The organism is Vandammella animalimorsus (assembly GCF_002285285.1).
GTDB lineage: Bacteria > Pseudomonadota > Gammaproteobacteria > Burkholderiales > Burkholderiaceae_C > Lampropedia > Lampropedia animalimorsus.
The window spans coordinates 312,760-333,248 of record NZ_NSJF01000001.1; the positions used below are offsets into that span (position 1 = coordinate 312,760).

The 20,489-nt window shown below is 66.6% G+C and carries 16 protein-coding genes; 6 read left to right on the forward strand and 10 right to left on the reverse strand.

What is annotated here, in order from left to right:
- The first annotated feature begins 145 nt into the window (after window positions 1-145).
- Window positions 146-622 carry a DNA polymerase III subunit chi gene (locus CK620_RS01350; RefSeq protein WP_095548786.1) on the forward strand — a complete coding sequence of 159 codons (477 nt, stop codon included), beginning with the start codon at window positions 146-148 and terminating at the stop codon, window positions 620-622.
- Between the two features lie 67 nt (window positions 623-689).
- Here CK620_RS01350 and CK620_RS13675 read toward each other — a convergent pair whose 3' ends face one another.
- Entirely contained in the window at window positions 690-884 is a 195-nt protein-coding gene (locus CK620_RS13675) for a hypothetical protein (RefSeq protein WP_143325857.1), read from the reverse strand.
- A 93-nt stretch (window positions 885-977) separates the two neighbouring features.
- On the opposite strand from CK620_RS13675, the gene CK620_RS14185 reads away from it, so the two are divergent.
- The gene (locus tag CK620_RS14185) at window positions 978-1,928 is read left to right on the forward strand and encodes a hypothetical protein (RefSeq protein ID WP_238945964.1); all 951 of its coding nucleotides are present in this window, start codon (window positions 978-980) and stop codon (window positions 1,926-1,928) included.
- 75 nt (window positions 1,929-2,003) lie between these two features.
- Here the strand turns inward: CK620_RS14185 and CK620_RS01360 are convergent, their stop codons facing one another.
- Both CK620_RS01360 and CK620_RS01365 read right to left on the reverse strand, forming a co-directional pair.
- The gene (locus tag CK620_RS01360; RefSeq protein WP_095548787.1) at window positions 2,004-3,230 is read right to left on the reverse strand and encodes a patatin-like phospholipase family protein; all 1,227 of its coding nucleotides are present in this window, start codon (window positions 3,228-3,230) and stop codon (window positions 2,004-2,006) included.
- Between the two features lie 72 nt (window positions 3,231-3,302).
- The gene (locus CK620_RS01365) at window positions 3,303-3,887 is read right to left on the reverse strand and encodes a restriction endonuclease (RefSeq protein WP_172424186.1); all 585 of its coding nucleotides are present in this window, start codon (window positions 3,885-3,887) and stop codon (window positions 3,303-3,305) included.
- A 115-nt stretch (window positions 3,888-4,002) separates the two neighbouring features.
- Between CK620_RS01365 and apbC the strand changes: the two genes are divergently transcribed.
- The gene (gene apbC, locus CK620_RS01370; protein ID WP_095548788.1) at window positions 4,003-5,085 is read left to right on the forward strand and encodes an iron-sulfur cluster carrier protein ApbC; all 1,083 of its coding nucleotides are present in this window, start codon (window positions 4,003-4,005) and stop codon (window positions 5,083-5,085) included.
- Between the two features lie 16 nt (window positions 5,086-5,101).
- Here the strand turns inward: apbC and CK620_RS01375 are convergent, their stop codons facing one another.
- The 7 genes from CK620_RS01375 to CK620_RS01405 form a co-directional block, all read right to left on the reverse strand.
- Window positions 5,102-5,737 carry a cytochrome b gene (locus CK620_RS01375; RefSeq protein ID WP_095549084.1) on the reverse strand — a complete coding sequence of 212 codons (636 nt, stop codon included), beginning with the start codon at window positions 5,735-5,737 and terminating at the stop codon, window positions 5,102-5,104.
- Window positions 5,738-5,754: 17 nt separating this feature from the next.
- Window positions 5,755-6,654, reverse strand: coding sequence for a 4-hydroxybenzoate octaprenyltransferase (ubiA, locus tag CK620_RS01380; protein WP_095548789.1), 900 nt, complete (start codon window positions 6,652-6,654; stop codon window positions 5,755-5,757).
- Between the two features lie 14 nt (window positions 6,655-6,668).
- Complete coding sequence (gene purU / locus CK620_RS01385; RefSeq protein ID WP_095541178.1) at window positions 6,669-7,526, reverse strand: formyltetrahydrofolate deformylase; 858 nt, start codon at window positions 7,524-7,526, stop codon at window positions 6,669-6,671.
- 53 nt (window positions 7,527-7,579) lie between these two features.
- Complete coding sequence (locus CK620_RS01390; protein ID WP_095548790.1) at window positions 7,580-8,806, reverse strand: hypothetical protein; 1,227 nt, start codon at window positions 8,804-8,806, stop codon at window positions 7,580-7,582.
- 15 nt (window positions 8,807-8,821) lie between these two features.
- The gene (locus CK620_RS01395) at window positions 8,822-9,118 is read right to left on the reverse strand and encodes a BTH_I0359 family protein (protein ID WP_095549085.1); all 297 of its coding nucleotides are present in this window, start codon (window positions 9,116-9,118) and stop codon (window positions 8,822-8,824) included.
- Window positions 9,119-9,321: 203 nt separating this feature from the next.
- The gene (locus tag CK620_RS01400) at window positions 9,322-9,927 is read right to left on the reverse strand and encodes a cyanophycin metabolism-associated DUF1854 family protein (RefSeq protein WP_095548791.1); all 606 of its coding nucleotides are present in this window, start codon (window positions 9,925-9,927) and stop codon (window positions 9,322-9,324) included.
- A 49-nt stretch (window positions 9,928-9,976) separates the two neighbouring features.
- Window positions 9,977-12,223, reverse strand: a complete 2,247-nt coding sequence (locus CK620_RS01405) for a cyanophycin metabolism-associated ABC transporter (RefSeq protein WP_095548792.1) — start codon at window positions 12,221-12,223, stop codon at window positions 9,977-9,979.
- A 268-nt stretch (window positions 12,224-12,491) separates the two neighbouring features.
- Here CK620_RS01405 and CK620_RS01410 point away from each other — a divergent pair, with 268 nt between their 5' ends.
- From CK620_RS01410 to rpoD, 3 genes are all read left to right on the forward strand, one after another.
- Window positions 12,492-14,786 (forward strand): cyanophycin synthetase, encoded by a 2,295-nt coding sequence (locus tag CK620_RS01410; RefSeq protein ID WP_095548793.1) that lies wholly within the window; start codon window positions 12,492-12,494, stop codon window positions 14,784-14,786.
- A 38-nt stretch (window positions 14,787-14,824) separates the two neighbouring features.
- Window positions 14,825-17,407: a cyanophycin synthetase gene (gene cphA, locus CK620_RS01415; protein WP_095548794.1), complete on the forward strand. Its 2,583-nt coding sequence runs from the start codon at window positions 14,825-14,827 to the stop codon at window positions 17,405-17,407.
- Between the two features lie 512 nt (window positions 17,408-17,919).
- Window positions 17,920-20,430 carry an RNA polymerase sigma factor RpoD gene (rpoD, locus tag CK620_RS01420; protein ID WP_179290537.1) on the forward strand — a complete coding sequence of 837 codons (2,511 nt, stop codon included), beginning with the start codon at window positions 17,920-17,922 and terminating at the stop codon, window positions 20,428-20,430.
- The last annotated feature ends 59 nt before the right edge of the window (window positions 20,431-20,489 follow it).

Below are 20,489 nucleotides of genomic sequence, written 5' to 3' on the forward strand. Positions count from 1 at the left end.
ACTGCGCTTGCGCAGTTCAGAGGCGGCGCACAGCCCCTGCAAAAGCCCCGCCGGGCGGCTGGCCTGGCGGGGCTTTTGCGCTCTGTGGCCTGCATCGTGCGCAGGCCACGGCATCGTGGGCAGGGCTTGGCTGGATAATGCGCCCATGACGGACGTGCATTTCTACTTCAACGTGCCAGACAAGCTGCACTTTGCCTGCCGTCTGGCGCGCAAGGCATTCATGCAGCAAACGCCGCTGCTGCTCAGCGCTGCGCCGCAGCAGTTGCAGCAGCTCGATGCCATGCTCTGGCAGATGGCCCCGGCCGATTTTGTCGCCCACGACTGGTTGGACGCGCCGGATGGGCATGGCAGCGCCCCGGCCGGGCCTGCCGCGCCCAGCGTGCAAGCGCCCATCCTGCTGTGCGAGCGCATCGACCCGCAGGCCCTGCATGGCCGGGTTCACGCCTTGCTCAGTCTGTGGGATGAAGTGCCAGCAGGTTTCAGCCATTTCGAGCATTTGTATGAGCTGGTATCGCCAGACGCCCATGACCGCCAGTGCGCCCGCCAACGCTGGCGGCATTACCAGCAGCGCGGCTATGCCATCCTCAGCCACGATCTGGGCCAAGCCACAGGCGCTGCTTGATGGGCTTGTCTTAGAGCCTGTTCAAAATCTTTGCACGGCGGTCAAGAGAGCGGATTTGGGCGCTCTGCTACGTTGCAAAGCCAGCCCCAGCTATGGCTGCGTTTTGCGCCTTGCAGCCCACCCCAAACCGCTTCTTGCCCACTCGCGCCGAGATTTTGAACAGGCTCTTAGGGGGATTGACATTCAGTATTGCGGCGGTGTTTTCGCTCAAAACCCGCAACTGCCGCGTTGAAAATGCCTGCAGGGTGTTCAGGTCTTGCACGAACTCCCGCCTTCCATTTGCAGCTTTTGCCACGAAAAACCGCTTCGCCAACCCAGTCTCAGCAACCCAGCCAGCCAACCGAAGATTTCCGCCATGACTGAGCGCGCACACGATCCATACCGCCCCCAGACCGTGCCCACACTGACCGACATCGTGCAGGCCCAGCCCGCGAGCGATGGCTCCGGTGCTGCCCACGACGCACAGCCGCCAGCTGACGCTGGCCTGCGGGCCGCCGCGCCTGCGGACATACCGGCGGACATGCCGGTGCCGCTGGCGCAAATCCCCACGCTGATGCCCGAGCCGCAGCCCGACGTGGCGCTGCGCACCTCGCGCTACATCGAGCGTGCGCTCAATGCCGTTGGCGGTGCGGCCAGCGCCGATGCTGCGCCGCCATCACAGCCTCTGCAGCCTGAGCCCTCGGCAGGCCCGGACGCCTCGGCTTGGCAGGGCGCCTTCGACGATTTGCAGCCATTGCACCCCCCCGCTGCGAATGCGCTGCACGGCCTGCAGGATGGCGCGCGGCCGCACGGCGACGCAGCCCCCGGCCAGCCCATGCAGGCGCCGCCACCGCGCGATGCAGCCAGTGAGCTGGCCGAGCGCGTGGCCTGGGAAATGCTGCAGCTGGGCCAGGCTGCCCCGGTGCCGTCCGCGCAGCCTGAGTTGCAGTTGCCTGCCATGGCCGCGCCCCCGGATGCGGCCGAGCCGCTGCCGATGGCGGCCGATGGCGTACAGGCCGAAGGCTTTTGCGCCGTGGCGGCCCGGGCCGCGCAGGCCGACGCCTGGCCGGATGCCGCCGCCTTGCGAGGCTTGCTGCCGGGCGATTTCGAAGAGCAGCTGGTGCACCGGGTCATGCAGCGCGTCGATGCCGTGCTCACCGACCGGGTGGGCGAGGTCATTGCCGTCGTCATCGAGCGCCAGACCCGCTCGCTGCTGCCCAGTATCCGTGAGGAGCTGGAGTTCGCCATCCGCAAAAGCGTGTACGAAGCCATGGCCGACGAACTGGCTGGCATCCAGGCCAGTGGCTTGGAGGGCGCGCCGCAGTGAGCAGGTGCGGCGACTCTGAATGAACGGGCTCCGAGGGCGACGGGCGCTGCGCACCGGCCCGTGCAGGCCCTGGCTTCAAGACATTTCGGGTGACGCCTGCCAGCCCATGAAATCCAGCACCTGCTGGCTGCGCCGCAGCGTGTCTTGCTCGCCCAGTGCGATCAGCTCCTGCGTAAAGGCCGCCTCGAACAGCAGATAGCTCACCAGGGCCGAATGGCCCAGCTCGCGCGCATCGCTGCCCGTGCCCAGCGCCCCCAGCAGGGCGCGGATGCTGGCGGGCAGCTGCTGCAGGTGGCGCGCGGCCAGCGCGTCGATGTCCTGCGACGGGGTGATGGCCAGCAGCTCGATGGGGCGCAATTGGCTGCGCGCCTGCTGCTCAGGCGTGAGCAGGCGCAGCGTCTGGTTGATGCGCTGCAGGCGCTCGATGTCGGTGGCCAGGGTGTCCAGGAAGATGCTCGATAGCGCGTGCCCGGCGATCTGCGCCAGCGAAGGCGCGCTGGCGCCTGCGGCGCTTCCCGCCGTTGTCACGCCGCGCCCCACGCCAATGACCAGAATGCGCTGCGCGCCCAGGTGGATGGCCGGAGCCATGGGCGCTTGCTGGCGCATGGAGCCATCGCCGAAGAACTCCAGGCCATGGGGCAGGGGCAGCTGTTGTGCGGGAAAGACGAAGGGAATGGCCGCCGAGGCCAGCAAGTGCCCGTGGTGCAGGGCCGTGGCGCAGGCCAGATGCAGCGAGCGCTGCCAGGGCTGGATGGGTGCGGCCGATTGGTAAAAGCTCATGTGGCGGCCGCTGCTGTAGCTGGAGGCCGTGACGGCCACGGCGCGCAGGTGGCCGCGCTCGATCAGTGCCGGGATGCGCGCCATGGCGATGCGCGCTTGCAGCAGCTCGGCCAGCGGCTGGTTATCCAACAGCGCCTGCGGCTGGCCGCGCCGCCAGCGCGCCACCGCCCAGCCCAGCGAGAGCAGGCGCAGCCAGCGTGTGCCAGTGCGCAGCACGCTCCAGGAGTCGCTGCGGTAGACCTGCTCGGTGTGCAGCCCGGCCCAGGTCTGTTCGAGCTGCGCGACGGCTTGAGCGAAATGGTCGGCACCGCTGGCCAGCGCCGCCACGTTGATGGCCCCGGCCGAAGTGCCCACCAGAATGCCGAACGGACTTTGCCGCAGCCGCTGCGGCTGCGTGCCATGCAGGCGCGCCAGGGCCTTGAGCACGCCGACCTGGTAGGCGGCGCGGGCCCCGCCGCCACAGCACACCAGGGCGGTTTGCGCTGCACGCTGTTGCTGGGCATGGCGCGCGACCGGTGACATTGGCCGGGGCGAATGGATGGATGGGGATGCGCCAGTGTGTGGCACGGCAGCTTGCTTTGCGACCCGCTGTGATCAGACGCCGGGGCGCTTGCCCAGCAGGAACAGCGACAGGGCGTCGCCCAGCCAGATCTGGATGTTGTGCTCGCGTGCAAAACGCTGTGCGGGCGGGCTGAGTTCGCCGCCGGCGGCGATGTACAGCCCGTGGCCGATGCCGCTGTCCTCCATCGCGCGGGCCAGTTGGCGCAGTGGCTCAAGCCCATGCACTGAGGCTTTCCAGCGGCGCGCCAGCACCAAGGTGTACTGGCCTTCGCGGGTGATGCGCCAGTCCGCGCCGGGGTGCTCGGGCGCGCTGGCGTGGATGCCTTGCAGGCGCCAGCTTTGCTGCAGGCGCCTTGAGAAATCCTCCCAACTCAGCTGGGCAGCCTCTTGCAATACCTGGCTGCGCTTTTCCTCGCTGGGGGCATGCCATTGCTGCCAGGCGGCCACAGCCCCGACGATCAGCAGCGGCAAGGTGCCGGTCAGGGCCAGCAGCACATATTCGCGCGGCATCAGCGCCGCCAGGGCCGCGCCCAGCACGGCGGCCAGCATAATGCTGACCCACCACGGGGAGCGCAGCAGCAGGCCGAAAAGCGAATGGCGTGGAATGGTGAATTTCACGGCGAAGACGCAGCGAACGGGCAAGATACGGCCGCGGCAAATGGCTGGGGCTGCGCGCGCAGGCTCCGGCCGCCGTGGGTTTGCCCTTGGATTGATGGAAAACAGTGGATTGACTATGGCAGTGCAGCAAGAGCGCCTGCTCGCAGAGCTGGCGAGTGTAAGAGATATTTTTACGGGCGAGGACTTTGCCTCGCCCAAGCGCATGCAGGCGCACATTGAGGGCGAGCAGGTGCAGCTGCGCGTGCGCATGCCGTACCCGGCGCAGTCGCAGCAGGCGCTGTGGCGCGAGCAGCTCACGCAGGCCGCGCAGCGCGCCGGCGCCGGGCAGGTGCAGCTGCAGTTCGAGCTGGAGGTGGCTGCCCATGCGGTACGCCCAGGGCTGACGCCGCTGCCGCAGGTGCGCAACATCATCGCCGTGGCCTCGGGCAAGGGCGGCGTGGGCAAGAGCACCACGGCCGTCAACCTGGCGCTGGCGCTGGTGCAGGAGGGCGCGCGCGTAGGCCTGCTCGATGCCGATGTCTACGGCCCCAGCTTGCCGATGATGCTGGGCCTGGACCAACGCCCCGAGAGCCTGGACGGCAAGAGCATGCAGCCGCTGCAACGCCACGGCGTGCAGGCCATGTCCATTGGCTTTCTGGCCCGGCCCGACGACGCCATGATCTGGCGCGGGCCCATGGCCGTACAGGCGCTGGAGCAAATGCTGCGCCAGACCAATTGGGACGATCTGGACTACCTGCTCATCGACATGCCGCCGGGCACCGGCGACATCCACCTGAGCCTGAGCCAGCGCGTGCCGCTGACCGGCGCCATCATCGTCACCACGCCGCAGGACATTGCGCTGCTCGATGCGCGCAAGGGCATTCGCATGTTTGAGAAGGTCGGCGTGCCCATCCTGGGCCTGGTGGAGAACATGGCCATGCACGTGTGCAGCCAGTGCGGCCACATCGAGCACGTGTTCGGCCAGGACGGCGGCCAGCACCTGGCGGCCGAGCTGGGCCTGGCCTATCTGGGCGCACTGCCGCTGGACATGCAAATCCGTTTGCAGGCCGATGGCGGCAGCCCCAGCGTGGTGGCCGAGCCTGAAGGCCCCATCGCGGCGCAGTACCGCCACATTGCGCTGCAGGCCGCAGCCAAGGTGGCGCTGCGCGGCAGGGACTATTCGCAGCGCCTGGCCGGCATCAAGGTCAGCGCGCAGTAAGGGGGGGGAGATTGAGTCAACCCCTGATGCTCGGGCCACGGCGGCCCAGCATGCGGCGCGCCGTGTCGTCGCGCCAGATGAAATGGTGCACCAGCACCATGGCGATGTGCCCGGCAATCACGGCCAGCAGCAGCCAGCCCAGCAGCCCATGCCAGCTGGCGCCCAGGCTGTCGCGTGGGGCGTTGATGGCCTGCACCAAGGCCTGATTGGGCGCGGAGGCGCTAAAGATTGGCAACTGCCCGAACAGCGCAAAGGCCCGGCCCGATGCGTACAAGCGCATCACGGCCAGCGTAGGCACCAGCAGCATCAGCAGATACAGCAGCCCATGCCCGGCGCGCGCACATTGGGCGATGAAGCCTGGGCCGTAGGCCGGGCGCTGCGGCCATTGCGCCAGCGCCCAGAGGGCGCGCAGCACGGCCAGCAGCCACAGCACCATGCCCACGTGGTTGTGCGTGCCCACCAGCCAGGAGTCGCGCGGGCTTAGATCAAAAGCCAGCTTGAGCGCCATGCCGATGAACTGCCAGGCCAGCAGCAGCGCCATGGCCCAGTGCAGCAGCCGGCTGATGCGGCCAAAGCGCAGCGGGCTGTCCCGCCAGGGCGGGGCAGGCGGGGCGGCGCGCAAGTGGCTGCCGGAATGGTTTGGTGCAGGCATGGCGTTGCCGGGGCCGGTCAAACCTTCAGGGCGTAGCCCAGCACGATGCCGGCCAGCAGCGTCAGGCCCAGCCAGTGGTTTTGCGTGAAGGCGCGAAAGCAGTCCTCGCGGCGGCGCAGGCGGATCAGCCAGCCATGCCAGAGTACCTGCGCGGCGGCCAGCGCCAGGGCCAAATGCCAGGGCCAGCCCAGCGCCTGCGGCTGCAGCACCCAGGCCCAGCAGGCCAGGAACAGGCCATAGCAGAGCACGATGGCGGCCACATCCCAGCGGCCCAGGGTGATGGCCGAGGTCTTCATGCCCAGGCGCAGGTCGTCGTCGCGATCGACCATGGCGTACTCGGTGTCGTAGGCGATGACCCAGCACAGATTGCCCAGCAGCAGCCACCAGGCCGCAGCCGGGATCTGCGCCTGCACGGCGGCAAACGCCATGGGGATGCCGAAGCTGAAGGCCACGCCGAGCACGGCCTGCGGCATGGAGAAAAAGCGCTTGGTGTAGGGGTAGAAGACGGTGATGGCCACGGCGAAGACCGAGCAGGCAATCGTCAGCGCATTGGTGCTGAGCACCAGCGCGAAGGCCAGCAGGGTCAGCACCAGCGCCACGGCCAGCGCTTCGCGCACGCTGATGCGCCCGGTGGTGATGGGGCGCTGTGCGGTGCGCTTGACGTGGCGGTCGAATTTCCGGTCGGCAATGTCGTTGACGCAGCAACCGGCGCTGCGCATCAGGATGGTGCCCAGCGTGAATACCAGCAGCAAATGCCAGCCGGGAAAGCCCTGCGCGGCAATCCACAGCGCGCTGAGCGTGGGCCACAGCAACAGCAGCCAGCCCGCCGGACGGTTCCAGCGGATCAGGTCCAGGTAGTTGCGCAGCCGCTGCGCCAGATCGATCGGCGCAGCGGGAGGGCGGGGCTCGGCGTGCATGCGGGGGGCTGGCCTTAGCGGAACACCACCGTCTTGTGGCCGTTGAGCAGGATGCGGTGCTCGCTGTGCCATTTCACGGCGCGCGCCAGCACCTGGCTTTCGGTGTCGCGCCCGCGCGCGGTCAGGTCCTCGACCGTGTCGGTGTGCGAGGCGCGCGCCACGTCCTGCTCGATGATGGGGCCTTCGTCCAGGTCGGCGGTGACGTAGTGCGCCGTGGCGCCGATGAGTTTGACGCCCCGGTCGTGTGCCTGGTAGTAGGGCTTGGCGCCCTTGAAGCTGGGCAGAAAGCTGTGGTGGATGTTGATGGCGCGGCCTGCGAGCTTCTGGCTCAGGTCGTCCGAGAGGATTTGCATGTAGCGCGCCAGCACCACCAGCTCGGCCTGTTCGCTTTGGATGATCTCGTACTGCCGCGCCTCGGCCTGGGCCTTGTTGTCCTTGGTGACCGGGATGTGGTGGAAGGGCACGTTGTAGCTGGCCGCGAGCTGGTAGAAGTCGCGGTGGTTGCTGATGATGGCGCGGATGTCGATGGGCAGCAGCCCGCTCTTCCAGCGAAACAGCAGATCGTTGAGGCAATGCCCCTCGCGGCTGACGAACACCACCGTGGGCACGGGCTGGGCCGCGTCGTGCAGGCTCCAGCGCATTTGCAGCGGCTGGGCAAAATCTTGCAGGGCCTCTTGCAGTTGCTCCAGGCTGCGCTGCTGCACGGAAAACTGCAGCCGCATGAAGAACAGGCCGGTGGAGTGGTCGTTGAATTGCGCAGCTTCTTCGATGTTGCCGCCTTGCTCAAGCAAAAAGCCGGAGACGGCATGCACCAGCCCTTTCTGGTCAGGGCAGGAGAGGGTCAGAATGAAAGTAGGGCAAGCGTGACTCATAAGGGGCGTGATTGTCGCACCGAATGCGCGCCGCCCGGGCCATGGCTTTCAGGTCACTGGCTGCGCTGGTAGGCGGTTTGGTCCAGGTTCAGCCAGCGGCGTTGGGCGTCGGTGAAATAGCCAATCAGCTGCTGTGTGCGGCCATCGTCGTCGCGCAGTTCAAGCACGTGTGGGCCCAGCAGCCGCCAGGTGCCTTGGCCCTCGCGGCTGTGGCTGCGCGAGGTGCTGGCGCGCGGCGTGGTGATGGCGTCGCCCATTTGGGTGTGGCCGCTGAAGCCGCGCTCGGCCTCGAAGCGGCCGTTGGCCAGCAGGCGCAGGCGGTTGCGTGTCACGGCGCTGGTGGTGCCGAAGGAGGCGCCACGGTCGGCATTGAAGCTGCCCACCAGGGCCTGGGCCGTCAGGCCATGCACGGTATCGCCCAGCAGGGCCTGCCAGCCGCTGCCCTGGCCCCGCTGTTGGTAGCCGCTGCCGGCCTTGCGCCACTGGCCCTGGGCCTGGCCATTGGTGTAGAGGCGGCCATTTTTCAGCAGCACGTGCGTGGTTTCGATCACCTCCAGGCCGTAGACCTCGTAGCTGGTTTCGCTGTGGTTGAGCACGGCGTGAATATCGCATGGCGCAAAGGGCAGCAGGGCACTGGCAGCCTGGCGGTGTTGGCCCGCTTGAGGTTGGGGCGATGGGGCTGGGCGCTGGCGGCCCGCCGGACTGTGATCATTGCCACGTTCGTTTGCGGCTGCAGACGCCTGGGCGGCGGCGCGGATGGCTGGCGCTTCCCGCAGCGCCGAGGCGATGATTTGCGCGCCGCCCTCGGCATAGCGCTGCAGCAGGGCGTCCTGGCCCAGCATCACGGCGATGCGCGCCTGATCGGGCGCATGCACGAAGGCGTGGTAGAAGGCGCTGAGCGCCTGGCCTTGTACCTGCAGCCGGTGCTGCACACGCCACAGCGGCGCCTGAAAGCCAGGGCTGCCGCGCGAGAGCAGCTTGCCGTAACTGTCCGAAAGCCTGTCGGCCATCTGCCGGGCCCACTCCTGCAGTGGCAGGCCATTCATCGGCAGCGGCGCCGAGAGCAACATGACGAAACGCCCCTGCTCCTGCTGACTCAGGCCAGGTGGCACGAAGGCCGTCATGTTCTGCTGGGTTTGCATGGCCCAGCCCGCAGGGGCGGTCAGGGCTTGTGCCAGTGGGGCGGCAGCCATCAGCCCCAGCGCCAGCAGGCCCTGGCAGATCAGACGCAGCCCAGCCTGGGTGTGGCGCTGCGGGGCTGACCGGGCGGGGCGGGGCATGCCGGGGGCGGGCGTTCAGTGCACCAGCACAGGGTGTTGGGCCAGGCCGGTGTAGCTGTCCAGCGTGTCCTCCACTTCTTCCTGCGTGGGGGTGTTGCGCTGCCATTCCTGGATCTGGGCGTGGAACAGCTCGGCCCAGCTGCCGTCCAGATAGACCTCCCGGCCGGAGCGTTTGTCCACGATTTCAAAGCCATGGCGCACCAGTTGCGCGCCTGCAGCTTGGCTGGGGCGCTGCCCATCCTGCTGCGGCGGGGCGATGTCCTGCTGCATGTGCACGACCGAAAAGGCTTCGGAGTCATAAAGCGTGTTCATGGAATCCTCCAGTGCGATGGGATCATGACTCATGGATGGGGTCCGGGGCTGGGCTTTCAAGAGGTGTGGGCAGGGTTAGGTTGTATGGGGCCAGTATGCACGAAAAGCATGGCCTTTCCGGTCTTGCGCGGGGTGTGGCAATCGGGGTTTGCCCGCAAGCGGCAGATAGGCTGTGACGGCAGTTCTTGGCGCAGGCTCTCAGCTCAGATAAAGCGCGCCAGCAGTTTGCGTGAGGCTTTAGGCAAGGATTCGACGTCGTCAATCTGGTATTGCAGGCTGTGCTTGTCGGTGATGCGCAGGCATTGGCCCTCGGCATCGAGCTTGCGGATATCGTCCTCGCTTTGCAGCAGCAGTGAGGTGGGGCCGCGGTCGGTGTGCACCTGCCACAGCGAGGGGGTAGAGAAGCTGCTGACTGAGTCGATGGCGGTGATCTTTGGGATGAACTCGCGCCCGGCCAGGGCGGCGGCAATGGCTTGCTGGCAGGGTTGGGGCAGGGCGTCGAGCCGCTCGATGTAAGCGCGCTCCTTGCCTTGCAAATCGACCAGCGAGAGGCATTGCCGAGGCGCGCTCAGGGCAAAAGCGGGTATGGGCTGCACGGCGATGGGGTGATGCCGCTGTGCCGTGGCGACAGGATCTGGCTCACTGCTCTCATCGCTGATGCTGGCCTGCGCGGGCAGGTGCAGGATCAATTGACCGTGCTGGTCCAGTTGGATGCGCTCGGCTGGCGTGTCGGCGTCGAGCACCAGTACGTGCGCGGGCAGGTAGCGCAGGTGCGAGGCGCTGGGCTTGGCAGGGGGCTGGGCGGTCATGGCGTGTCCTTGCGATGGGGCGTGGCGGGCTGTACTGCGGGGGCGTCAGTCAGCCGCCGAGCTGCTGCTGGTGCTGCTGTTGCTCGCGGCGCTGCTGGGCCTGGTAGAGCCGCCAGTACGCGCCCTGGCGCGCCAGCAGCTCGTCGTGGCCGCCCACTTCGACGATGTGGCCGCGGTCCATGACGACGAGGCGGTTGGCCTTGCGCAGGGTGGAGAGGCGGTGCGCCACGGCGATGGTGGTGCGGCCTTGCACGAGGTTGTCCAGCGCTTTCTGGATTTCCTTTTCGGTCTCGGTGTCCACGGCGGAGGTGGCCTCGTCCATGATGAGGATGGCCGGGTCGATCAGCAGCGCGCGGGCGATGCTGATGCGCTGCCTCTCGCCGCCTGAGAGGCTTTGGCCCCGCTCGCCCACCAGCGAGTCGTAGCCGTGGGGCAGGCGCAGGATGAAGTCGTGCGCGTGCGCGGCGCGCGCGGCGGCGATGATTTCCTCGCGCGTGGCATCGGGCTTGCCGTAGGCAATGTTCTCGGCCACGGTGCCGAAGAACAAAAACGGCTCTTGCAGCACCAGGCCGATGTGGCGGCGGTAGTCGGCCACGGCGATGTGGCGCAAGTCGATGCCGTCGCAGAGGATGGCGCCTTCGCTGGCGTCGTAGAAGCGGCAGATGAGGTTGACCAGTGTGGATTTGCCCGAGCCGCTGTGGCCTACCAGGCCGATCATCTCGCCCGGCGCGATCTCCAGGTTGAGGTTGCGCAGCACGGTGCGGCTGCCGTAGCGAAAGCCCAGGTTCTTCAGGCGCAGATGGCCTTGCACGGCGGGCAGGGGCGTGGGCTGGGCCGGCTCGGGCACGGTGGAGACGTGGTCGAGGATGTCGAAGATGCGCTTGGCCCCGGCGGCGGCGCGCTGGGTGATGCTGACGATGCGGCTCATGGAATCGAGCCGCGTGTAAAAGCGCCCGATGTAGGCGATGAAGGCCGCCAGCACGCCTACGGTGATGGTGTTGCCCGCCACCAGCCAGATGCCAAAGGCCCAGACGACGAGGGTGCCCACCTCGGTCATCAGCGTGACGGTGGGCGAGAACAGCGACCAGACGCGGTTGACGCGGTCGTTGGCAATCAGGTTGACGCGGTTGGCCTCGGCAAAGCGCTCCTGCTCGCGCTTTTCCTGCGCAAAGGCCTTGACCACGCGCACGCCGGGGATGGCATCGGCCAGCACGTTGGTGATTTGCGACCAGACGCGGCTGGAGCGCTCAAAGCCCACCTTGAGCTTGGCGCGCACGCGCTGGATGAGGATGAAGATGAAGGGCAGCGGCACGAGGGCGGCCAGCGCCAGCGTGGGGTCGATGGACAGCAAGATGGCCGCCGTCATGACGATCATGATGACGTCGGTGGCGAAATCCAGCGCGTGCAGCGAGAGAAAGGTGTTGATGCGGTCGGTCTCGGAGCCGATGCGGGTGATGAGATCGCCTGTGCGGCGGCTGCTGAAGTAGTCCAGCGACAGGCGCATGAGGTGGTTGAAGGTGGTGGTGCGCAAATCGGCGCCGATGCGCTCGGACACCAGCGAGAGCACGTAGGTGCGGCTCCAGCCCAGCGCCCAGGCGACGATGGCCGATAGCAGCAGCGCCCCCAGGTACCAGGCCACCAACGAGGCGTCGATGGGCTGGCCCGATTGGTAGGGGATGAGGATGTCGTCCATCAGCGGGATGGTCAGGTACGGCGGCACCAGCGTGGCGGCCGTCGATGCCAGCGTCAGCACAAAGCCCAGCGCGATGAGCTTGCGGTAGGGCTTGGCAAAGCGCAGCAGGCGCAGCAGCACCCAACTGGAGACGGGCGCTTCTTCTTCCTTCTCGGCGCAGGCTTGGCAGGCGCTGCTGTCTTGCGGCAGGGCGGCGCCGCAGGCCGTGCAGGTGGACATGTCCTGCGCGCGCTGTGCGCTTTGCGCGTCGCCATGCACCTGGGCCTTGAAATGCTCGATCAGGCGCTGCGCTTGAATGCTGCCTTGCTGGCTCAGATGCCAGTGCGCCAGCCGCTGTTCGGGCGTGTGCAGGCCCAGCGTCAACAGGCCGGCGTGTTCGTGCAATTGCAGCGTGTGGCGGGCATCTAGCCGGCCGCTGGCCGGCCAGCGCTGGTATTGCGCCTGGCCTGCTTGCCAGCCATACAGCGCTTGGTCGGTGAGCACCACGCGCCCGGGCGCGAAGCGCAACTCCTGGCTCAGGTCAACGTCAAGCGCACACAGCACGTTCTCGTGCGCAGCCAAAGGCAGTCGCGGTGCAGCAGAGGGCGGTGAAACAGCAGTCATGTCGTGTGATTGTTGGGAGCCGCTATCTTGCCACCGGGTTCTGGGTACTACGCTCTTGCAGAGCCGGGCGGCCAGCGGCCGTAAGCTGCCGACAACGCGTCGGCATGCCCCTTTGTTGACACGCACGGTCTGGCTAATGCGCAACTGGCGCGCGTGCAACAGCTTCTGTTGTTTGCAGACTGGCTTGCATAGCGGGCATGCCACAATCGCCGCCATTCGCGCGGGGCATCCCCAAAGCCGTTTTGCACCATCATCAAACCATCACCACATGCCAGTTTTCGAGGATATTGCGCTGTTGCGCGTGAACTACCTGCGCGGCCCCAGCATCTGGACCTACCGCGAGGTGTTGGAGGTCTGGTTGGATCTGGGTAAGTTGGAGGACTTTCCCTCCAACAAGATCGAGGGTTTTGCAGGGCGGCTCAAGGCCTGGCTGCCCGGCCTGATCGAGCACCACTGCGGCGTGGGTGAGCGCGGCGGCTTTTTGATGCGGCTGGACGAAGGCACCTGGTGCGGCCACATCCTGGAGCACATCATCATCGAGCTGCTGAATCTGGCGGGCATGCCCACGGCCTTTGGCCAGACGCGCAGCACTTCGCAGCCGGGCGTGTACCGCATGGTGTTCCGCGCCCGTGACGAGCAGGTCGCGCGCGCAGCGCTGCGCGAGGGCCACCGGCTCATCATGGCGGCCATCAATGACCAAGCTTTCGATGTGCCCGCGGCTGTGGCGGCGATCCGCGAAGTGATCGACGAGCGCTACCTGGGCCCGAGCACGACGGCCATCGTCGATGCCGCGTTCGAGCGTCGCATCCCGGCCTTCCGCCTCAACGACGGTAATCTGGTGCAACTGGGCTATGGCGCGGCACAAAAACGCATCTGGACCACCGAAACGGCCAACACCAGCGCCATTGCCGAGGGCATTGCCAACGACAAGGACATGACCAAGACGCTGATCCAGATCTGCGGCGTGCCGGTGCCCGAGTGGCAGATTGCCGCCAGCGCACAGCAGGCCTGGGAGGCCGCGCAGGACATCGGCCTGCCTGTGGTCGTCAAACCCTCGGACGCTTCGCGCAATCGCGGCGTGTTCGTCAACCTGCAGACTCAGGAAGAAGTCGAGGCCGCCTGGCACGCGGCCGAGCCGCATGGCTACGAGGTTATGGTCGAGCGCATGGTGCCGGGCAACGAACACCGCCTGCTGGTAGTGGGCGGGCGCGTGGTGGCTGCCGCGCGCAGTGAGTCGCTCAAAGTCACCGGCGATGGCGTCTTGACCGTGCAGCAGCTGGTGCAGGCGCAGCTCAACAGCGACCCACACCGCCGCAGCGCGGCTGCGGCCGAGGATGGCGCGGGCGAGGAGGCGGCGGTCGCAGTGCAGGCGGTGGACGTGCAGCAGCCAGACGTGCTGCGCGAGCTCAAGGCCCAGGATTTGACGCCGCACAGTGTGCCTGCGCGCGGCAAGCTGGTGTTGATCCAGCGCAGCAGCACCGTGGTGGTGGATTGCACCGACGAGGTACACCCGGAAACCGCCGAAGCGGCGGCGCTGGCCGCGCGCGTGGTCGGCCTGGACATTGCCGGCGTGGACGTAATGGCGCAGGACATCGCCCGCCCGCTGGCCGAGCAGGGCGGGGCGGTGATTGAGGTCAACGCTGGCCCGGGGCTGCTGATGCACCTCAGGCCGGCCGTGGGCTCGCCCCAGCCAGTGGGGCAGGCCATCGTCGAATACCTGTTCCCGACGCCGCCGCTGCAGGACGGCGCCGACCTCTCCGGGCGCATTCCCATCATTGGCATTGCCGGGCGCCACGGAACCACGGGCATTGCGCGGCTGGTGGGCTGGCTGCTGCACCTTTCGGGCAGGCACGTGGGCGTCGCCTGCCGCCAGGGCATCTTCCTGGACAAGCGCCTCATCGACCGGCGCGCCAGCGACCACTGGGAGGCCGGCAACCGCCTGCTGATGAACCAGCAAATCGAGGTGGCCGTGATCGAGAACAGCCCGCGCAGCATCCTGGCCGAAGGCCTGAGCTACGACCGCTGCCACATTGGCGCCGTCACCGACATGGCCGGCCATGAGGAACTGGCCGATTACGACATTCAGGAAAAGCAGCAGATGACCCGTGTGCTGCGCACCCAGGTGGATGTGGTGCTGGCCAGTGGCGTGGCCGTGCTCAATGCCGACGATGAGCAGATCACGGCGCTGGCGCCGCTGTGCGATGGCGCGCTGGTGTTTTACGCCAGCGATGCCACTGCGCGCCAGCGCTGGCTGCAGGAGCAGCAGGCGCAGGATGGTCAGCAGGGCGACGAGCCAGCGCCGGATGCGGCCCAGGCGCGCTGGGTGCTGCCTGGCGAGAGTGTCCTTGAACTGCACGACGAAGCTGGCTGCGAGCGCATCGAGGATTGGACGGCACTGTGCCAGCACGCGGCCACGCTGGGCCTGCAGCAAACGCAGCTGCTGGCCGCAGTGGCCATGGCATGGACCATGGGCATCGCGCCGGAGCTCATCGGCGCAGGCATCCGCACCTTTGACCCTCGCCTGCCTGGGCTACAGGCTGCGCGCAAGCAGGCCCTTGTCTGACAAGACTTTTCCCCGATTACCCCCACACGCTGCACGCCATGGAAATTCTGCGAACTCGCGCCCTGCGCGGCCCCAACCTGTGGAGCCGCAAGACCGCCATGCTGGTTACGGTGCACTGCACGCCCGAGGAATGCGACATCACGCGCCTGCCTGGCCTGGCCCAGCGCCTTCGGGCGCTGTTCCCGGCGATTGGCACACTCACCACGGAAGACGGCAGCCCGACCTCGCTGGCGCATGTGTTGCAGTTTGCCGCTGCGGTGCTGCAGCAGGAGGCGGGCGTGGCCATTGGCTTTGCGCGCACCGTGCCGACGAACGAAACTGGCGTTTACCAGGTCGTGGTCGAGTACCGTGAGGAGGCCGTGGGGCGTCAGGCCATCGATGCGGCGCTGGCGTTGATCCAGGCCGCTTCTGGCCAAGCGCAGGCCGCTTTTGATGGCGCGGCCGTGATCAATGGTTTGCGTGAGCTCGACGAGCACGAGCGCCTGGGGCCCAGCACCGGCTCCATTGCCCAGGCCGCGCTGGCGCGCGGCATCCCCTTGCGGCGGCTCACGCGCGGCTCGCTGGTGCAATTTGGCTGGGGCTCGCGCCAGCGTCGCATCCAGGCTGCCGAGGTCGATGCCACCAGCACTGTGGCTGAGTCGATTGCGCAAGACAAGGAGCTGACCAAGAAGCTGCTGCTGGCCGCTGGCGTGCCCGTGCCGCTGGGCCGCCCGGTGGCCTCCCTGGACGAGGCTTGGCAGGTGGCGCAAGAAGTGGGCCTGCCAGTGGTGGCCAAGCCGCAGGATGGCAACCAAGGCAAGGGCGTGACGGTCAACATCCAAACCTTCGCTGAACTCGAAGCCGCCTACCTCGCAGCGGAAAAGTACGGCGTGGTGATGGTGGAGAAATACCTGCCCGGGCAGGACTACCGCCTGCTGGTGGTGGGCAACCGCCTGGCCGCTGCCGCGCGGCGCGAGCCGCCGCAGGTCATCGGTGACGGCCAGCACAGCGTGCGCGAGCTGGTGGACACCGTCAACCTCGATCCGCGCCGAAGCGATGGCCATGCCACCTCCCTCACGCGCATTCGGCTCGACGACATCGCGCTGGGGCAATTGCAGTTGCAAGGGCTGACGCCCGAGTCCGTGCCCGAGCCAGGACGCAAAGTGGTGCTGCGCCACAACGCCAACCTCAGCACGGGCGGCTCCGCCACCGATGTGACCGACTCCGTGCATCCAGCCGTGGCCGCCAGCGCCGTGGCCGCTGCGCAGATGGTGGGGCTGGACATTTGCGGCGTGGACGTGGTGTGCGAGAGCGTCGAGCGCCCGCTGGAGGAGCAGGCCGGCGGCGTGGTCGAGGTCAATGCCGCGCCCGGGCTGCGCATGCACCTGGCGCCCTCATTCGGCCAGCCCCGCCCGATCGGCAAATACGTCGTCGACATGCTGTTCGAGAAAGGCAACGATGGTCGTATTCCGCTGGTCAGCGTCACCGGCACCAACGGCAAGACCACCACGGCGCGCCTGATCGCGCATCTGCTCATGGCCCATGGCTTGACCACTGGCATGACCAACACCGATGGCATCTACATCAATGGCCGGCAAATCGAAAGCGGTGACTGCAGCGGCCCGCGCAGTGCGCGCAACGTGCTGTTTCATCCGTTGGTGGATGCGGCTGTGCTGGAAGTGGCGCGCGGCGGCATCCTGCGCGAAGGGCTGGGTTTCGACCAGAGCCAGGTGGCCGTAGTCACGAACATTGGCGAGGGCGACCACCTCGGGTTGAACTACATCGACACTGTGCAGGAATTGGCCCAGGTCAAAGCCGTGACGGTGCGCAACGTCTCCCCCAAAGGCTATGCCGTGCTCAATGCCGAAGACCCGCTGGTGGCGGCCATGGCCAGCGCCACGCCGGGGAAGGTGATTTACTTTGCGATGGACAAGCACCATCCCATTTTGGCGGCGCACCGCTCGCAAGGGCGGCGCAGCGTGTTCGTCGAGGGCGAGGCCATCGTAGCCACCGAAGGCGCTTGGCGCGACAGTATCCCGTTGGCCGAAATCCCCATCACGCAGCACGGCCGCATTGGCTTTCAGGTGCAAAACGTCATGGCCGCCGTGGCTGCGGCCTGGGCCGTGGGGCTGCCGGCGCAGACCATCCGGCGCGGCCTGGCCAGCTTCGTCAATGACACCGACAACGCGCCAGGGCGCTTCAATACGCTGCAAATCAACGGCGCCACCGTCGTGGCCGACTATGGCCACAACCCCGACGCCATGCGTGCGTTGGTGCAGGTGGTGCAGGCCACGCCGGCGGGCAAACGGGTGCTGGTCATCAGCGCTGCGGGCGACCGGCGTGATGAGGATATCCGGGCGCAGACTTCGATCCTGGCCACGGCCTTTGACGAGGCCTTTCTCTATCAGGACGCCGCCCAGCGCGGCCGCGCGCATGGCGAGGTGCTGGCGCTGCTGCGCGAGGGCTTTGAGCGCATGCGCGATCAGCCCGGCTACCGCATCCGCCATCTGGAAGAAATTCAGGGCGAGATGCGCGCCATCGACGCCGCCATTGCCCGCCTGCAGCCCGGTGACTTCTGCCTGGTGCTGATCGACCAGGTGGAGCAGGCGCTGGCCCACCTGCGGCGTTTGGCTGCGCTGTGAAAGCTTTTTTGCGCGGCAGCGGTGTATTTCGATGGCCCTGCCCAGAGGGGCTTGAAAAAAGGCGCGCGAATATAATATGAAGCTGTGAATCTGTGGGCGGCCCATGCTTGGCATGGCTTCCGAAGGGCGCTGCATCGCTTGAGGTCGCCATGCAGATTCAGACTTTTTTGCGCGCCCGACAGGCCCGAACCAGCAAGCGCGACAGCAGCACCTCCGGAGCAGGCAAGCGTGTCCAGGACAAACACCGCCTCAATGACCGCAAGGACTGTATGCCAAATGTTCGCCCCCCAGCTTGCCCCTTGCCTGTTGGCCGATCGGCCGCCCGCCTTGCCCGTGCCCGGGGCCTTTGCAACAGCCGCTGCTGTTTGCTGTCCGGACATGGCCTGAGCGGTCGCATCATGGCGCTGCAGCGCTCGAGACTGCAAAGCAGGCATGGCGCCAAGCCGCTTGGCGCGGTCTGGCCATTGCGTGTCTTGCCCATTGATCGTGTCCAAATCGAATGAGAGTGCACCATGGCCACCAGTAAGAAATCCAGCAATCAGCCCAAGGCTGCCGCGCCCAGCGCTCAGCGTGCCGGCAAGGCGGCAGCCGAGAGCGTGGAAAGCGCAGCTCCAGCCGGCCAGACCAAGCCTGTGCGCTCGCGCGCTAGCCAAACGCCCAAATCCACCCCAACCACCTCGCCCAGCAAGACAGTGACTACAGAGAAAAAAACCACCGCTGCCAGCAAAGCCGGCGCCGCCACGAAGACGGCTGCCAAGACTGAGAAGAAAACCACCAAGGCCAGCAAGACCAAGGCCCAGGAGCCGCTGCAGGAAGTCGAGCTCGACGCCGAAGCCGGCAAGAAGCCGCGCGCGGCCGCCAAGAAAACCAGCAAGGCCGCAGCTGCGCCTGACAAGCCTGCCAAGACGACGGCCAAGGCCAGCAAGTCTTCTGCCAAAGGCGGCAAGGCCGCTGCCAAGAAGGGCAAGGGCAAGGAAAAGGCCTCTGCATTCGATGACGAGGACAATTTCGACCTCGACGACGATCTGGAATTCGAAGACGAAACCGAAGAGGACAGCGCGGCCGACACCGCAGAGGCCAGCGGTGATGAAGCTGAAAAGGCCAAGCCGCTGCGCATGAAGATCAGCAAGGCCAAGGAGCGCGCCTTGATGAAGGAGTTTGGCCTGGATGAGGGCGAAATCTCCGAAGAGGAGGACCGCGAGCGCCGCGAGCGTCTGAAGATGCTGATCAAAATGGGGCGTACGCGCGGCTATCTCACGCACGGCGAGATCAACGACCACCTGCCCGACAAGCTGATTGAGACCGAGACCCTGGAAGTCGTGGTGGCCCTGCTGCGCGACATGGGTGTGGACGTTTACGAGCAAACCCCCGATGCCGAAACGCTGCTGCTGTCCAACAGCGGCCAGAACGTGACCACCGAGGAAGAGGCCGAGGAAGAGGCTGAAGCCGCGCTGTCCAACGTGGACAGCGAGTTCGGCCGCACCACTGACCCGGTGCGCATGTACATGCGCGAGATGGGCACGGTGGAGCTGCTCACGCGCGAGGGCGAGATCGAGATCGCCAAGCGCATCGAGGGCGGCATGCAGGACATGATGGAAGCCATCAGCACCTCGCCGGCCATCATTGCCGCTGTGCTCAACATGGGCGAGGAAATCCGCGAGGGCAAGGTGCTGATCACCACCATCGTGGACGGCTTTGCCGACCCCGATGAGGCCGATGACTTCGTCGCTGAGGAGGACTTTGACGAGTTCGACGAGGACGATGACGACGACGGCAAGGGCGGCTCCAAGGCCATGACCAAGCGCCTTGAGGAGCTCAAGAACAAGGCCATGGCGCATTTCGAGCATTTGCGCGAGCTGTTCGAGGGCCTGCACAAGGCCTACGACCGCCACGGCTGGGGCTCCAAGCAGTACAACGAGCAGCAGGCCACGCTCACGCGCGAGCTGATGACCATCCGCTTCACGGCCAAGACCATCGACACGCTGTGCGACATGGTGCGCGAGCAGGTCAAGTCCATCCGCGAAGCCGAGCGCAAGATCAAGGCCATCGTCGTGGACAAGTGCGGCATGCCGCAAGAGCGCTTCATCGCCGAGTTCCCGCCCAACCTGCTGAACCTGCAATGGGTTGAGCGCGAGGCTGCGGGCAAGCACCCCTGGAGCGGCATCCTCGGGCGCAACGTGCCGGCGGTGCAGGAGCTGCAGCAAGGCCTGTTGGATCTGCAAAACCAGGTTGTCGTGCCGCTGGAGGAGCTCAAGAACATCAACAAGCGCATGCTCGCGGGCGAAAAGGCCTCGCGCGATGCCAAGAAGGAGATGACCGAGGCCAACCTGCGCCTGGTGATCTCGATTGCCAAGAAGTACACCAACCGTGGTTTGCAGTTCCTGGACCTGATCCAGGAAGGCAACATCGGCCTGATGAAGGCCGTGGACAAGTTCGAATTCCGCCGCGGCTTCAAGTTCTCGACCTATGCCACCTGGTGGATCCGCCAGGCCATCACGCGCTCGATCGCCGACCAGGCGCGCACCATCCGCATCCCGGTGCACATGATCGAGACCATCAACAAGATGAACCGCATCTCGCGCCAGCATTTGCAGGAATTTGGCTACGAGCCCGATGCCTCCATCCTGGCCGAGAAGATGGAAATCCCCGAGGACAAGATCCGCAAGATCATGAAGATCGCCAAGGAGCCGATCTCGATGGAAACCCCCATCGGCGACGACGACGACAGCCACCTGGGCGACTTCATTGAGGACACCAGCAATGTCGCGCCCATGGACGCGGCCATGCAAGCCGGCCTGCGCGATGTGGTCAAAGACATTCTCGACAGCCTCACCCCGCGAGAGGCCAAGGTGCTGCGCATGCGTTTTGGCATCGAGATGAGCACCGACCACACGCTGGAGGAAGTGGGTAAGCAGTTCGACGTCACGCGCGAGCGCATCCGCCAGATCGAGGCCAAGGCGCTGCGCAAGCTCAAACACCCCAGCCGCTCGGACAAGCTGCGCAGCTTCATCGACAACCTGTGACCTGCGCCGCCCTGGCCCGCAGCCAACCCGCCCAAGCCCTGGGCGGGTTTTTTTGTGCC

Bases quoted from the DNA above. Each gene is read 5' to 3' on its own strand.
- CK620_RS01350 (WP_095548786.1), top strand. From the start codon at position 146: ATGACGGACGTGCATTTCTACTTCAACGTGCCAGACAAGCTGCACTTT.
- CK620_RS14185 (WP_238945964.1), top strand. From the start codon at position 978: ATGACTGAGCGCGCACACGATCCATACCGCCCCCAGACCGTGCCCACA.
- CK620_RS01360 (WP_095548787.1), bottom strand. From the start codon at position 3,230: ATGTCACCGGTCGCGCGCCATGCCCAGCAACAGCGTGCAGCGCAAACC.
- apbC (WP_095548788.1), top strand. From the start codon at position 4,003: ATGGCAGTGCAGCAAGAGCGCCTGCTCGCAGAGCTGGCGAGTGTAAGA.
- CK620_RS01375 (WP_095549084.1), bottom strand. From the start codon at position 5,737: ATGCCTGCACCAAACCATTCCGGCAGCCACTTGCGCGCCGCCCCGCCT.
- ubiA (WP_095548789.1), bottom strand. From the start codon at position 6,654: ATGCACGCCGAGCCCCGCCCTCCCGCTGCGCCGATCGATCTGGCGCAG.
- purU (WP_095541178.1), bottom strand. From the start codon at position 7,526: ATGAGTCACGCTTGCCCTACTTTCATTCTGACCCTCTCCTGCCCTGAC.
- CK620_RS01390 (WP_095548790.1), bottom strand. From the start codon at position 8,806: ATGCCCCGCCCCGCCCGGTCAGCCCCGCAGCGCCACACCCAGGCTGGG.
- CK620_RS01395 (WP_095549085.1), bottom strand. From the start codon at position 9,118: ATGAACACGCTTTATGACTCCGAAGCCTTTTCGGTCGTGCACATGCAG.
- CK620_RS01400 (WP_095548791.1), bottom strand. From the start codon at position 9,927: ATGACCGCCCAGCCCCCTGCCAAGCCCAGCGCCTCGCACCTGCGCTAC.
- CK620_RS01405 (WP_095548792.1), bottom strand. From the start codon at position 12,223: ATGACTGCTGTTTCACCGCCCTCTGCTGCACCGCGACTGCCTTTGGCT.
- CK620_RS01410 (WP_095548793.1), top strand. From the start codon at position 12,492: ATGCCAGTTTTCGAGGATATTGCGCTGTTGCGCGTGAACTACCTGCGC.
- cphA (WP_095548794.1), top strand. From the start codon at position 14,825: ATGGAAATTCTGCGAACTCGCGCCCTGCGCGGCCCCAACCTGTGGAGC.
- rpoD (WP_179290537.1), top strand. From the start codon at position 17,920: ATGGCCACCAGTAAGAAATCCAGCAATCAGCCCAAGGCTGCCGCGCCC.